Source organism: Erythrobacter sp. S267 (genome assembly GCF_057365045.1).
Window position 1 is genome coordinate 1,685,439 of the sequence record NZ_CP200298.1, and the last position, 14,627, is coordinate 1,700,065.

The window sequence follows — 14,627 nt, forward strand, 5'->3', positions numbered from 1 at the left end:
CGGTCACGCGCAATCGCCTCTAGCCTGTGAGCGCGACAGGCGGTTCCAGCTCCTTCACCTCCAACCCACTGGCGGTGCTTGGCGAGGCTCCGGGATCGTCCAGCATGCTGAGCGGGCAGGTCAGGCGATAGATGAAGGTCGCGGGCGCTATATCTACCCTCCCCTTCCCACCCAGCAGACGTGGAATGGTCTGGCGCAACAAGGTCTCGCTGAAACTGGTCAGAGGCTCTGGCGTGTAGGTGCCGTCACCTTCCACCGCCTGATCGAACGCATCTGCCCCGCCCGCCACGAACGTTTCGCGCCATTCGAGAGTGAACTCAGCCGCGCACCCAGCTTGCGTGTGCACATCCCACGATATTGCAACCCGTCCTCGGGCCTGTTCTGGATGCCCCATCTGCGCAAAACGCGCGCCCAACTCCCAGACAATCAGGCTAAGCTGCTGCGCTCCTTGAGTGCCGATGTCGAGCGGCGGCCCAGCCACGCACAGCTCTCCGCGCGGACTTGCGAAAAGCGGTTCGAGCTGCCGCATGATGACATATTCGAGAGAAACACCGCCCGGCTCATCCTGTTCAACCACTGCGGCTGTGGCGACGGTCAGCGCATTGACGCGGCCCCGGAGCGCTCGCAGGAAACCGTCGGGATTGGCGCTGTCCTCCCTGGGCTGGTCGACCAATGAGGAAACGACATGGATCAAATTGCGGTTGCGCTGAACTGTCTCGCGCGCCGTAATGGCGAGCTGCGATTTCGCCACTTCCAATTCCCCAGTTCGCCGCTTCACCCGCGCCTCCAACTGGTGACGTGTCTGGGAGAGATCAGCGAGCGCAACTTCCAATTGCTCAACAACGGCATCATGCCGGTCCTGTGTGGGCAGGCCAACAACGTCCAAAGCTCGCCGGATCAGGCCAAAGGCTAAAACCAGCAAAAGCACGGCACTGACCAGCTTCACCGCTCCAAACAAACCTGCCAACAGGCCAGGCAGCGGGTACCATAGGCTGACAAGATCAAGCGCTTGGCCAAATCCGATGGTGAGGAGCAAGGCCGCAAAAATGCTCAGCAATCGGCGGTAGGCACTTTCGGGCCGATGCCGGAGAACCAGAGCAATCACGACTGGGATGAGGCAGCACGCAATGACAACCATGACTTCAGACGCGAACCACAGCGACCCCGCCCACGCGTCCGCATCTGGCCGCATGCTGGGGGGATAGGTCTGGTCATTCGTTAACAAGCGCGCACCTCAATTGAGCTCGCTCTTACCAAGCATACTGGCTCAACAGCCCTACCCCTGCCCCCGGGGCAAATACCTAGTTCGCGGTCGATTGAGCCTTATCGAGCCAGCCGCCCTTGCACTTTGCTGCATATGCTCACACAAAAGCAGCGCAGTGTTGCACCCCAGCGGGATCGGGGGATCACCTATTTAAGGCCCTGAGATGAAACACGATATTCAGTCGCGCACGGATTCCGAGCGATTGCCTCCCGCACGCACAGGAGCCTCGCCCAAAACGCAGATCGTTGTCGTTGGCGGAGGCGCTGGCGGGTTGGAGCTGGTGCGGCGGCTGGGCGCGCGTTACGGCAACAAGCATCACGACATCATTCTGGTCGACCAGAACCTCAGCCATATCTGGAAGCCGCTGCTTCATGAAGTTGCCGCGGGGTCGCTCGACGCCAATCTCGACGAAGTTGGCTATCGCGGGCATTGCGCCAAATGGGGCTACCGTTTCTTTCACGGGCGGCTGGAAAGCATTGATCGCGAGGCCAAGACCATCACCCTCGCCCCGGTCATGGACGATTTTGGCGAGGAGCTGATCGGGACGCACACTTTGCGGTACGATATGCTGGTGCTGGCCATGGGATCGGTCTCGAACGACTTCGGCGTGCCGGGCGTGGCGGAGCACTGCCTGTACCTCGATAGCCGGGTCCAGGCTGATCGCTTCCGCACGAAGCTGCTCAACCACTGCCTGCGCGTCAGCCGCGCGATGATCGCTGACCCGGACGCAGATGAGCGGGTCAAGGTTGCGATTGTCGGAGCGGGCGCGACGGGGGTTGAGCTTGCCGCAGAGCTTTACAATGCGGCAGGGGCGCTGCGCCACTATGGGCTTGAAGTGTTTGATGAAAACCGGCTTGACGTGACACTGGTTGAGGCGGGTCCGCGGATCCTCCCCGCCCTTCCTGACAAGCTTGCCAAGGCAGCGAAATCCGAGCTGGAGGCGCTGGGTGTTGAAGTCCGTGAGAGCACGCAGATCGTTCGGGCGGAACGCCGCTGCCTTGTCACTAAAGAGGAAGAGCGGATCGAAGCGCATCTGATCGTTTGGGCCGCAGGCGTGAAAGGCGCAGACTTCCTCACTACGCTGGGCCTTGAGACCACGCCGCGAAACCAGATCCTGGTCAAGGATACGCTGCAATCGGTGACCGATCCCGACATCTTCGCACTGGGAGATTGCGCGTCCTACACTCCCCCCGGAGAGACCCTGCCGATCCCCCCGCGCGCCCAGGCCGCACACCAGATGGCGAGCACCGTGTTCGAAAACATTCGGCGGCGGGAGCGGGGTAAACAACTGAAACCCTTCGTCTATGACGACAAGGGCTCGCTGATCTCCCTCAGCCGTTTCTCAACCGTAGGCAGCCTGATGGGCAACCTGATCGGCGGCGCGATGGCGGTCGAGGGGCGGCTGGCACGCTTCATCTACGCCTCGCTCTACCGCCTGCACCTGATCGGCATTCACGGCTGGCTTAAGGGCATGGGGCTGATGCTGATCGGAAGGGTCAACCGGATTGTGCGGCCGAAGCTGAAGTTGCACTGACCTTAGCTGCGAGCGAGCCGAATTTTGGCTTTCCCTGGCTCCATTGCGGTGTCCTCTGGGCATTGTCCACGAACAAACTCGGTCGATTGGTGGTTGTTCAGGTCAGGGTCCCACAGCTGCACTATCCGCAACTGACCTAAGGTCTTGATACGGTGCTTGTGTCCGCTCTCCGGATGCAGCTCAATTTTTTCGTGCGATCTGTCCCATTGAATAAAGTGTGACGCAGCGAAGTAATCGAAGTGTTTGCCTTCGCGCCAATCGACTATATCGACCCGCCAACTTTTGCCGCGCGCTTCATCAGTTCTGAGTTCGAAGGCAAAAGTGTCGCGATGAAAGTAGCAACCGACAAACTCCGCCGGGTCGATCGGCGCACGGCCACACGCACCCAAAGCAGCAAGCGCCATCAATCCGACAAGGCCAAGCCGAAGCTTGGGTAAGGTCAAAGCGGCACACCCGGCGCGTGTTTCGACGTGCGGATGGTCAGCGAGGTTTTGACGCTGGCGACATTGGGCGCTGGCGTCAGCTTGCTGGTCAGGAATTCCTGAAAGCTTTGAAGGTCTTGGCTCACGATCTTCAAGATGAAGTCAATCTCGCCATTGAGCATATGGCACTCGCGGACCTCTGGCAGGTCGGCCATGTGCTCTTCAAATTCACGCAAAGCGCTTTCGGCCTGGCTCTTCAAGCTCACCATCGCAAAGACGGTGATCGCAAAGCCCAGTTTGGATGGGTCGAGATCGGCGTGATAGCCGCGGATTACGCCGTCTTCCTCCAGCCCCCGGACACGGCGAAGGCAAGGCGGCGCGGTAAGGCCAACACGCTGGGCCAATTCCACATTGGTCACGCGCCCTTCCGCCTGAAGCTCGCTCAACAGCCGCTTATCAATATCGTCCAAGTTCGCCATTTCCTAAGGCCCCCGAAGGTGAAACTTTCAACGCGCAATATGGGCAGGATCGACCCTGAAAATTGCGCCCACACGTAAAACAGGCTTACGCGCTAACAATCACTAGCAAGAACACGCACGGTTTCACACGGTTCCGGCTAATTTTATTATGTGTGCCAGCAATTGTCCCGCTTTGCAACGCGCTCCGCGAAGCCTGTGTGTCAAGGCTCGCGCGGTGCTAGACATAGGGAGAAGAATTGCGCCATCTGCTTGCGTCGGCGCCATTCATACGGGCGCTGCTACGATCTGATGCGCCCGGACCTGTGCGCAAGCTGGAGTATGTGATGTTTTTCGACGATCGCTTAGAGACGGTGCTGCGCCAGCGCGCCGATAGCGATGTCGGAAAGCGCACACAATACAGGCAGTTGCTCGATCTTCTTGGGGCGAACTCTGCGCCGCATGAGAGCCAATCCGGCGATCCCAGCCTGCTCGCGGCTGCATGGTTGCGGATGGATGCGCTGGGGCAATCGATTCCACCTGCCAAGCGCGCGCAAATGGTCCGAGAACCGGGCTGGCGTTTCCGCAACCCACAGCTCGCCGCGCATCTGGCCGAGTTTGAGCCAGAGGTCGCGGCAGCGGCGCTGTCCCGCGCGCAGTTGAGCGAGGACGATTGGGCTGCGTTGATCCCGCGCCTGCCGGTCCGGGCGCGCGGCTTCCTGCGGCTGAGGCGCGATTTGCCGGTCGATGTGGAAGTGTTGCTGGATCGGCTTGGGGTGAGCGACCGTGGTCTTCCCTCTCCTGCCCAAATGCCCGGTGATGAGCGGGCTGCGGAGCCTGAGCCTGCGGAGACCCCGGCACCCATCGCAACGCCCGAAACAGCCATCCCGACCGGCATCGACATTGCCCGTCCGGTGGAACCGGAACCCGAAACGCCGCCTCCCCCGCCCACGCCGCAATTGGAAGAGCGCGCTTCAAATACGCAGCCGCCGCATGATTTCTCGGACGACGATGCCGACAATGATGACGATGTCGATGTTCCTGATGAGGGCGAGAACGGCGAGGAACCCTTTATGCTTGCAACGCCGATCAGCGAGGATGAACCGCTGTCGCAGGCACCGGAAGAATCCGAGCGTGAGGACGCAGACAACGCCGATCCGCAAGCCTCTGGACGCAGCGAAATCTCCGCTCTTGTCGAACGCATCGCGCAATTCCGCCGCGACCGCGAGAGCGGCGATGCGAGTGAAGGCGATGACGGCGGTTTGATGCCGCGTTTGCCCCTGGGCGAAGGCCAGTATGGCGGAGCGCGCGACATTGTCGGCTTTGGCTTTGCCGCCGATGCAAGCGGACGGATCGGCTGGGCCGAGGGCGAAGTCGCACCGATGGTCGTGGGCGCCCGGCTGGTACGCCCCGTCCGCGCCGGAACAGGTTTGGATATTCAAGAGACGGATATTGAGCGCGCTGTCAGCCGCCGCCAGCCCGTCAGCGCTGCAAGGCTCTCACTCGAGGGCGCACCGCGCATTGCCGGTGAATGGGTTGTCGATGCCCAGCCGCGCTTTACCGATGGCGGCCACTTTGCCGGATATGTCGGACGCTTCCGCCGTCCGGTACGCGCTGACAGCGCTGCGCCATCGGCTGCCGAGCAAGAGGCCGACCGCATCCGCCAGCTGCTCCACGAATTGCGCACGCCTGTGACCGCGGTTCAGGGCTATGCAGAAGTGATCCAGCAACAGCTGTTTGGCACCGCCCCGCACGAATATCGCGCTCTCGCCGCTGCGATTGCCGCTGATGCGGCGCGCATTCTGGCGGGCTTTGAGGAGATGGACCGGCTCGCGCGGCTCGAAACCGGCGGCCTCACCATTGCGCCGGGGGCTGCGGACTTGTCGGCTCAGGTTGCGCGCACGGTCAAACAACTCTCCGACGTCCTTGCCCCGCGCATGGCCGGGATCGACATCACGGCGAGCCCGGCAGACCCGCTCGACGTCGCTATCGCGCCGGAAGAGGCGGAGACGCTGCTGTGGCGGCTGCTCGCGACGCTAGCCGGTGGGTGCGCGGCGGGTGAGATGCTGGAAGCGCGGCTCTATGCCAAGGCTGAAAACGCGGCGCTGACATGCGAGATGCCTGCGGTTCTCCTGCAAGAAGAGGACATCTTCGCAGCCGAAGCTCGCCCAGTCGGCAGTGCAGTCAATGCCGGGCTGTTTGGCGCAGGCTTTGCCTTGCGGCTGGTCCGGGCCGAAGCGCGCGCCGTGGGCGGCGACTTGGTGCGCGAGGGGGAAACGTTGACGCTCACCCTGCCTCAGGTCCTTGCCCTGACACAGCCCGTGGACGAGGCAGAAGAGGACGACGAAGCCGCCGGGAATTGAGTCTTCCGCTCCGCTCGCGCAATCTGCTTTATCGGGCCTACGCACCACCGGGTAACCTCTCCCTTACCGCTTTACGCTAAGGCGGCGCGGATAAGGGATCGGAGCTCGTGATGGGCCCAATGACCGGGCAAAAGGGGAAGTGTCGCGTAATGGCTGAGGCTGCGACCAGCGTTTCAATGATTGAGCCTCCGTCGCAAAGCCGCCTGGCGCGGTTTTCGGCGGGCTTTGGTCAGCGCGTCCTGCTCACCGTCGACACCGAAGAGGAGTTCGATTGGGAGGCCCCCTTCACCCGCGACCAGCACGGCCTCAAACACGTGGCTGCAATCCCGCGTTTTCAGGCCTTCTGCGAGGGGATCGGCGCGCATCCGGTCTATCTGGTCGACTGGCCCATCGCTGGCGATGCCCGCGCGGTGGAGATCATTGGCGACGCTGTGAAGCGCGGCAAGGCTGATGTGGGCATGCAGCTGCACCCCTGGGTCAATCCGCCCTTTGACGAGGATGTGAGCGCGAGAAACTCCTATGCCGGCAGCCTTCCGCGCGAGCTTGAAGCCGCCAAGATGGCTGCTTTGCGCGACAGGATTGAAGAGGCATTCGGTTCAGCGCCCCTCATCTACCGCGCCGGGCGCTATGGGCTTGGCCCCAACAGCGCCCAGATTCTGCGCGACAACGGGATCAAGATCGACACGTCGGTTCGGTCCCTGTTCGATTACAGCGCGCAGCACGGGCCGGACTTCTCCAACCATCCGCTCGCGCCCTATTGGGTTGATGGCTCAAAGGGCGCACAGAATTTGCTCGAATTGCCCGTGACCACAGTGTTCTGGGGCGTGTTGCGTCAGCTTGGCCGTAAGCTCCACCGCGCACAGCGGCACATGCCGACCTTCTTCTCCGGCTTCTCGCGCCTCAACCTGCTCGAACGGATCGCGCTGACGCCAGAAGGGGTGAGCGCGGAGGAAGCGATCCGGGGCATAGACATTGCGCTGGACGAGGAACTGCCGCTACTGGTCCTCTCCTTCCACAGCCCCTCTCTCGCGCCCGGCTTCACGCCCTATTCGGCCAATGAAGCGGATGTGGAGGCGCTGTATGACTGGTTTGCGCAAGTTTACGCCTATCTCGGCAAGAGGGGCGTGCGTTCCGCCAATGTGAGCGAGGTTATCGCAGCAGCCGGACTTTAATGCACTCACGCCCAATCCGCCGCTTGCCTGTTGGGAAAAGGGGCTGTAGAGGCCCCTTTCGCGCATTCGCCCGGACATTGGTTCGGGAGCATCGGGTACGGGCCTGTAGCTCAGCGGTTAGAGCTGGCCGCTCATAACGGCTAGGTCGCGGGTTCGAATCCTGCCGGGCCCACCAAACCCTTGTCGGTGAGGTGGCGAGAGCGCGAGATTGAAATGTCGGGGAGTGGCGCAGCCAGGTAGCGCACCTGTTTTGGGTACAGGGGGTCGGAGGTTCGAATCCTCTCTCCCCGACCATTTCAATCAGAGCGAAGATTGTAATTGCACCATCATAACCGTGTCTCTGACAAGACCTTCTCGACCCGGCAAGTTTCTCCGCTTTCGAGAAAGATCAGCGTCCCTCCGCCATATCCATTCGATCTGAATATGGCATCCTCATAGTAGACATACTCGTAGCAAGTCGGTGTGATAAGAAGGAAACCGTTGAGTGTGGAGTACGACTGCTCCTCAACGGTGACAGTTAGCTCATAATTGCCGCGGGCCGGCGAAATCTCTTGGTAAACTTGTTCAACGTCGCACTTTGAACCCGAATCAAGAAAAATTATCTCAAAATTGCTCAGGATCGCGTCTTCAAAATAGGCAAACTCATAGCAATACCGCGTTTTCACCCAGAAAGGCTGAAGGTTCACGGAGTAAAGGTTTTGCTCCTCGCGGGAGATGGAGACTTCATATCTTGACTGCGCCAAGGCGCTGGTTGTCACGGCAATTATCGCGATGTTTATCAAGAACAGTTTGCCCAACCAACCCATAGTCACCTCGCTTTTGGCCTGCTTTGTTTTCTAATCGAACCTTCAATTTGAACAAGAGACCCCAAATTTGAAAGAGCCATCAGCGACCCCTCGCTGATGGCTCTTTCGGTTGTCGCGCGACCGCGAAGGGCTCTTTGTGGAGCCTCTTAATGCTTAGAACTTCATGCCGACTTCGACGCCGTAGAGACGGCGCGCACCGGGGGAGATGAAGGAACCGCCGAACTCGATCGCGGGGATCGCTTCGTTGATATATTCCTCGCCCAGCACGTTCTCGCCAAAAGCGAAGATGCTGAAATTGCCGATCTCAACGCCTGCGCGGATGTTCAGAACGCCAAACGCGTCACGCTCTGCGACCGAGAAGTTCGCGTCGCCCGTCTCCGCAGGCAGGAAGTTCACCTGACTGATCGGGATGAGGCCGGTGAACAAAGTCGGACGCGTCTGGTCCTGCACGGAGTGGAACACGGTCGGACCCGTGATGCGGTAATCTGCGCGCATGATCAGATCGACATTGTCGCTCATCGGCGTGTCGATCTCCGTCCCGAAATTGAGCGTGTAATCGGCTGTGTAAGGCGACTTGTTGCCGACCGTATAGGGGCGCGATGAGTTGGCCTTGATCTCACTGTCGGTGACGTTGGCCGAGCCGAAGAAGGTCCAGCCATCGACGACTTCAGCGGTCAGGTTGACCTCCGCGCCCATGACCTCGACCTCATCAATGTTCGAGACCACTCGCAGCAGACCAAAGCTGCCCACAAAGAACTCGAAGAACTGCATGTCGTCGATTTCGGTGTAGTAGCCCGCAAGGTCATAGGTGATCGAGCCACCTGCGAAGCTGCCCTTCACGCCGACTTCGAACGCGCTGGAGACTTCCTTGTCATATTGGTCAAGGATCGTGACATTGGCGTTGATCGTACCGGGCGTCACGCCGTCATTGAAGTTTGCATCAATGATCGCCTGGCTGCCCTGATTGTTGAAGCCGCCCGACTTAAAGCCGATGCCCCAGTTGGCGTAGACGTTGATGTCTTCGCTCGGCTGCCAGCTCAAGGAAAGCTTGGGCTGGAGCTGCTTAAAGGTCGCGTCCGCCGGATCGAGCGTGCCGAAGGCCTGCCCCGGATTGATCGGGCCGCCGGTGATTGGATCGGTCGCCGTCGGGACAAGCGATTCTGTCGAGCGATCCTCAATGTCATAACGCAGCGCAAGACCGGCGGTGACATTGCCGAAATCGTACTCCGCATTACCGAAGGCGGCATAGACGCTGGTGTCGAAACTGTCGGCGAGCAGCAGCGAGGTCGGGTTGATCGTATCCGGGCCATTGAACAGCTGCGGGATAAAGCCCTGCCCCAGATCCGCGCCCAGGCTCACGCCGGTCTCACGTTCAAGGTTGAGATAGTAGACGCCAAGCTGCCAGCTAAGCGGCCCGTCGCCGTTCGAGGACAGGCGGATCTCACCGCTAATATCGCTCTGTTCACGCGACTGGAACTGTGTGCCGTCGCAAGTGGTCGGGCTGTAGGGGCCAAAGGTCGAACCGTTGGCGGGATCGAACAGGAACGGCACCGGGACCGTGCCGATGAAGCCGGGTTGGTTGACCGGGAAGCCGGTAAGCTCTGCGGTTGAGGCAAAACACGCGCCCGCGACTTCGCCCGCCGTCGCAGTGGGCGCAGGGAATGGTATGTAGCGCGCAAAGTCAGCCGAGGTTCCGTCCGCAACCAGGCTCTGATCGACATCAGAATACAGCGCCCATGCGGTCAGCGTCGCCCCGCCAAAATCGTGGTCGATCTTGGCTGAGATATCGAACGTGTCCTGATTGTTCTGCGGGTCGATATTGCCGTAATAATTGAACGGGTGGTCGTTCACGTCCTCGTTAAAAGCCGGGTTAAATGCGGCAAAACCGGGCAGATGGAACGAGGCGTTGAAGTTGATCGAGGCGCCACGCAGCTCTGAATAGCGCGCTTTGACGTCGATCTCTGTATCCGGGCCAAGGTCCGCCATGATCCGGCCATCAACCGACCAGACCTCTTGGTCATCGACGTTCTTTTCGTCGAGGAATACGTTGCGGAAGAAACCATCCGTGGTGCGGTAATAGCCCGAGAGGACGAAGCCCAGATTGTCGCTGAGAGGCCCGGCGATGTGACCGGTGGCCTCAATCGTCTGCTCATTAGCGTAAGAGGCGCGGATGCCCCCTTCGAGGAAGTCCCCCGGCTCCAGCGTCGAGATCACAATCGCGCCGGCCGCTGCATTGCGACCATAGAGCGCGCCTTGCGGACCCTTGAGCAGCTCAACCTGACGCAGAGTGCCCTGCGGTTGGTTCAATTGCGCGGTGTTGGTTTTGAGGATGCCATCGACCACAAGCGCGACCGAGCTTTCCGCATCGCGCGCGCCGTTAATACCGCGAATGTTGATCTGCGTGTCGCCCGCCTCAGCTGTGCCGGTCACAATGGTGACGCCGGGGGTCAGCGCAACGAAATCTTCCGAATTGACTGAGCCTGTGCGCGCAATTGTATCCGCAGTGATCACGGAAACCGATGCGGGCACGTCCTGCAAACGCTCACTCTGCCGGCGCGCGGTGACGATGATCGCATTATCCTCGGACGCCGCTTCGGCGCCGGTATCCGCATCTTGCGCGAGTGCCGGGGTCAGCGGAAGAACCGCTCCACACGCGACGCCAGCGGCCAGGAAGGTTTTGAGATTACGCATTAAATGTTCTCCCCGAACAGGAAAGGAGGCCCCGCAAGGGAGCCTGAAGAAACAGGTTGCGTAGCTTCCAGGTAAGATCCCAGCCCATCTTGCCCCGCAATTTTATAACGCTGGCCGGGCCAATAGGTTTCCTGATTGAACCGGTTGCGTTGGCCGCGTCTTATTGTATACAATTGAGCCAAGTCAACCTCTCCAACCACTTTGGGAGCAAGTGTGGCAAAAGCGTCAGACCTTGCCTACGAAACGATCCGCGCAATGGTGCTTTCGGGCGAGCTCTCCCCCGGAGAGCAGCTGAGCGAGGAAGCGTTAGCGGAGCGTTGCGGGGTGTCGCGCACGCCCGTTCGTGATGCTCTGCGGCGTCTTGAAGCAGAGCTGTTGGTGCGCAAAAACGATTCGCAGCGAAGCTTTGTTGCCGACTGGTCACTAGGCGATGTCGCCGATGCGTTTGAGCTTCGCGCCATGATGGAAGGTTACGCTGCTCGCCGCGCCGCAGAACGCATGGACAGCGCCACTCTGGCCCGCCTGAAAGCCGAGAATTCCGCGCTTTTCGATGCCGTAAGTGGCAGCACGGTCAATGTTCGCAAGTTCCTTGAGCACAACAGAAACTTTCACGCGCTTATCTTGGAAGCAGCGGATTCGCGGCGCCTAACCAACCTGCTTACCGCGCTAATCGAACAGCCAGTGGTGTGGCGCACCGCGCAACACTATGGGCCCGACGCCTTCAGTTCATCGCACAGTGAACATGAGGATCTTCTCGCTGCCTTTGCGCGCAAGGATGGTCCATGGGCAGAGGCGATCATGGCGGGGCATATTCGCCGCGCCTTTCATGCTTATGCCGATGCCCATCAGGGCCTCTCCAAGGATGCAGCCTAAGGGAACGCGAAAACGAAAATGTATACAGAAGGTTCCCAAGAAATTGAACTCGTCGAAGTTGGCCCGCGTGATGGCTTGCAGAACGAGCCTGATATTGTCTCGACGCAGGATAAGCTGACGCTGATCAACGACATGCTCGGCTATGGCGCGCGGCGGCTCGAAGTGGCGAGCTTCGTCCATCCCAAACGCGTGCCACAAATGGCAGATGCGGAGGACGTGATTGCGGGCCTGCCCGACATCGCCAACGTCACTTATATCGGCCTCACCCTGAACAAGCGCGGCATCATGCGCGGCCTCGCGACCCGTGAAGGCGGGAAACGCGGGATCGACCAAGCCGGCTGCGTAATCGTGGCGAGCGACACTTTCGGCATGAAGAACCAGGGGCAGACCATTTCAGAAGGCGTCGAAGAAAACCGCGCCATGATCCGCTTTGCCAAGTCGGAAGGCCTTTCTGCGCAAGTCACCATCAGCGCTGCGTTCGGCTGCCCGTTCGAAGGCGAAGTGAAGCCCGAAACGGTCCTCGCCATTGCAGAGGAACTCGCCGCAGAAGAGCCAGCCGAAATCGCTTTAGCTGATACAATCGGGGTCGGAACGCCCGCCCAAGCCACCGATCTGTTCGGCAAGCTCGGCGAATTGCTCGGCGGCAAAATCCCGATGCGCTGCCACTTCCACAACACGCGCGGCACCGGCATCGCCAATGCCTGGGCGGCCTATCAGGCGGGTGTGCGGACCTTTGACGCCTCGCTCGGCGGGCTTGGCGGATGCCCCTTCGCGCCCAAAGCGACCGGCAATATCGCGACCGAAGAGCTGATCTACATGATGGAGCAATCGGGCGTTTCGACCGGCATCGACCTTAAGGCAGCCATCGCGGCCAACCATTCCTTTGCAAGCGTCCTCGGGCGTGAGCTTCCCTCTCTGGTCGCCAAGGCGGCTTGAGCAGGGGCACTTTCCAACCACTCTCTCAACCAGATCCCAGCGGGAGAATTTATGACTTACAGATTGGGCGTTGATGTCGGCGGTACGTTCACCGACCTCTTGCTGTTCGACGAGGCCAATGGCCGTTTTTGGCGGCACAAGACCCCCTCCACCCCGCATGACAGCTCTGAGGGTATCCTCAACGGGGTCAAGGCGATCACTCAGGAAGCGGGCGTTTCGGCGAGCGAAATCAGCTACTTCCTCCACGGGACGACCGTGGCGACCAATGCGGTGCTGGAAGGCAAAGGGGCCAAGGTGGGCCTGATAACGACCGAAGGCTACCGCGACGTCATGCAGATCGCGCGCAGCTTTGTGCCCGGCGGTCTTGCCGCGTGGATCGTCTGGCCCAAGCCTCAGCCGCTTGCCCATCTCGAAGACACCCTCGAAGTGCCGGGCCGGATGGACGCCGATGGGAATGAAGTACGCCCGCTGGATGAAGACGCCGTGCGAGCCGCGCTACAGCAGCTAAAGTCGCAAGGGATCGAAGCGCTCACCGTCAGCCTCATCAACGCTTACGTCAACGGCGCGCATGAAGCCCGTATTGGCGAGATTGCAGCAGAGGAGCTGCCCGGCATTCCCGTCTCGCTCAGCCACGAAGTGCTGCCCGAGATGCAGGAATATGAGCGCACCCTCTCGACCGTCGCTAATGCGGCGGTTCGCCCGGTGGTGAGCAAATATGTCTCCAACCTGCGCGGCAAACTCGAAGCCGAAGGGCTCGGCGGCAAGCTCTCGCTGCTGCGTTCCGATGGCGGCTTGATGAGCAGCCACAAGGCCGAAGAGCATCCCGTCAACATCCTCATGTCCGGCCCTGCCGGCGGGGTCACGGGCGCGAAATGGGTCGGCAAGAATGCAGGGCTGTCGAACATCCTGACGCTGGATGTCGGAGGCACCTCCACCGACGTCGCGCTGATCGAAGGGCTGGAAGCTCGCCGTGTGCGCACTACCGAAGTCGGGCACTTGTCCGTCCGCGCCTCGGCGCTCGACGTGAAAACCGTGGGCGCCGGCGGTGGCTCCATCGCGCACGTGCCTGAGTTGACCGGCGCTCTGCGAGTTGGGCCGGAGAGCGCGGGCGCTGTTCCCGGGCCTGTCGCCTACAATAAGGGCGGCGAACTGCCGACCGTGACAGACGCCAATGTCGTGCTCGGCTATCTGCCGGAAGACTTGCTCGGCGGCTCGTTCAAGCTCGACCGCGAAGGCGCGAAGGCTGCGGTGCAGACCATTGCCGATGCGCTGGGTGTGAGCCTGATGGAAGCCGCACGCGGCATCATCGACATTGTGAACGAGAACATGTTCGGTGCGCTGCGCATGATCTCAGTTCAGCAAGGCTACGATCCGCGCGAGTTTGCGCTGATGGGCTTTGGCGGAGCAGGTCCGCTCCATGTCAACGCGGTGGCCAAGCTGATGGGTTCCTGGCCCGCTGTCTCTCCCGTCTCACCCGGTGTGCTTTGCGCGCTGGGCGATGCGACGACGCAGATGCGGACCGAGACAGCGCGCAGCTTCTCGAAGCTGGCCAAGGACACCTCCGTTGCCGACCTCGTCACCGTGCTCGACGAAATGGCCGCCCAGACCAAGGGTGAGCTGACCGCTGACGGCGTACCCGAAGCATCCATCACCACCCAGTTCGAAGTCGATGTCCGCTATGCCGGACAAGCCTTTGAAGTGCCACTCACAATCGACAAGGCCGTGCTGGACGCGGACGGGATCGAGGGCATTCTGGCGCGGTTCGATGAGGAGCACCTCCGCCTCTTCACCTTCAACATGGATACCCCGCATGAGATCGTGAACCTGCGCGCGGTTGCTCTGGGAGAGGCCCCGGCCCTTCCCGCCAATGAGCTGCCTAAAGGCGATGGCGATCCATCCGCTGCCAAGATCCGCGACCACACGGTCTGGATGGACGGGAAAGAGATGGCTGCGGTGATCTATGACCGCTCCAAACTGCGCCAGGGAGACGTGATCCCCGGCCCCGCTATCATCACGGAAATGGACTCGACCACGCTCGTCGAAGCAGCCTGCACCGCGACTATCGACGCGGTCGGCAACATCCTCATCAATCCAGATCAGGAGGGCTAAAC

At 60.8% G+C, this 14,627-nt stretch carries 11 protein-coding genes and 2 tRNA genes; 8 read left to right on the forward strand and 5 right to left on the reverse strand.

All coding sequences use genetic code 11. The features are described from left to right. Window positions 1-19: 19 nt before the first annotated feature. Window positions 20-1,225, reverse strand: a complete 1,206-nt coding sequence (locus AC0V6X_RS07900; RefSeq protein WP_486184024.1) for an HWE histidine kinase domain-containing protein — start codon at window positions 1,223-1,225, stop codon at window positions 20-22. Window positions 1,226-1,427: 202 nt separating this feature from the next. Between AC0V6X_RS07900 and AC0V6X_RS07905 the strand changes: the two genes are divergently transcribed. Next, window positions 1,428-2,798, forward strand: a complete 1,371-nt coding sequence (locus AC0V6X_RS07905; protein ID WP_486184025.1) for an NAD(P)/FAD-dependent oxidoreductase — start codon at window positions 1,428-1,430, stop codon at window positions 2,796-2,798. Between the two features lie 2 nt (window positions 2,799-2,800). On the opposite strand, the gene AC0V6X_RS07910 is transcribed toward AC0V6X_RS07905, so the two are convergent. Next, entirely contained in the window at window positions 2,801-3,202 is a 402-nt protein-coding gene (locus AC0V6X_RS07910; RefSeq protein ID WP_486184026.1) for a hypothetical protein, read from the reverse strand. 35 nt (window positions 3,203-3,237) lie between these two features. Next, window positions 3,238-3,699: an Lrp/AsnC family transcriptional regulator gene (locus AC0V6X_RS07915; RefSeq protein WP_486184027.1), complete on the reverse strand. Its 462-nt coding sequence runs from the start codon at window positions 3,697-3,699 to the stop codon at window positions 3,238-3,240. A 323-nt stretch (window positions 3,700-4,022) separates the two neighbouring features. On the opposite strand from AC0V6X_RS07915, the gene AC0V6X_RS07920 reads away from it, so the two are divergent. The 4 genes from AC0V6X_RS07920 to AC0V6X_RS07935 all read left to right on the forward strand — a co-directional run bounded on the left by AC0V6X_RS07920 (window position 4,023) and on the right by AC0V6X_RS07935 (window position 7,504). Beyond that, complete coding sequence (locus AC0V6X_RS07920) at window positions 4,023-6,038, forward strand: histidine kinase dimerization/phospho-acceptor domain-containing protein (protein ID WP_486184028.1); 2,016 nt, start codon at window positions 4,023-4,025, stop codon at window positions 6,036-6,038. 149 nt (window positions 6,039-6,187) lie between these two features. After that, a complete protein-coding gene (locus tag AC0V6X_RS07925) occupies window positions 6,188-7,210 on the forward strand; it encodes a polysaccharide deacetylase family protein (protein ID WP_486184029.1) in 1,023 nt (340 codons plus the stop codon). Window positions 7,211-7,309: 99 nt separating this feature from the next. Next, window positions 7,310-7,385 (forward strand) — tRNA-Ile (locus tag AC0V6X_RS07930). A 42-nt stretch (window positions 7,386-7,427) separates the two neighbouring features. After that, window positions 7,428-7,504, forward strand: a tRNA-Pro gene (locus AC0V6X_RS07935). Window positions 7,505-7,536: 32 nt separating this feature from the next. Here AC0V6X_RS07935 and AC0V6X_RS07940 read toward each other — a convergent pair. Both AC0V6X_RS07940 and AC0V6X_RS07945 read right to left on the reverse strand, forming a co-directional pair. Then, window positions 7,537-8,016, reverse strand: a complete 480-nt coding sequence (locus AC0V6X_RS07940) for a hypothetical protein (RefSeq protein WP_486184030.1) — start codon at window positions 8,014-8,016, stop codon at window positions 7,537-7,539. Window positions 8,017-8,169: 153 nt separating this feature from the next. After that, window positions 8,170-10,707, reverse strand: a complete 2,538-nt coding sequence (locus AC0V6X_RS07945; RefSeq protein WP_486184031.1) for a TonB-dependent receptor — start codon at window positions 10,705-10,707, stop codon at window positions 8,170-8,172. Window positions 10,708-10,920: 213 nt separating this feature from the next. Between AC0V6X_RS07945 and AC0V6X_RS07950 the strand changes: the two genes are divergently transcribed. The 3 genes from AC0V6X_RS07950 to AC0V6X_RS07960 are packed head-to-tail and all read left to right on the forward strand — an operon-like array spanning window position 10,921 to window position 14,625. After that, window positions 10,921-11,580, forward strand: coding sequence for a GntR family transcriptional regulator (locus AC0V6X_RS07950; RefSeq protein ID WP_486184032.1), 660 nt, complete (start codon window positions 10,921-10,923; stop codon window positions 11,578-11,580). An 18-nt stretch (window positions 11,581-11,598) separates the two neighbouring features. Further along, a complete protein-coding gene (locus AC0V6X_RS07955) occupies window positions 11,599-12,516 on the forward strand; it encodes a hydroxymethylglutaryl-CoA lyase (RefSeq protein WP_486184033.1) in 918 nt (305 codons plus the stop codon). 51 nt (window positions 12,517-12,567) lie between these two features. Further along, window positions 12,568-14,625 carry a hydantoinase/oxoprolinase family protein gene (locus tag AC0V6X_RS07960; RefSeq protein WP_486184034.1) on the forward strand — a complete coding sequence of 686 codons (2,058 nt, stop codon included), beginning with the start codon at window positions 12,568-12,570 and terminating at the stop codon, window positions 14,623-14,625. Window positions 14,626-14,627 lie beyond the last annotated feature (2 nt).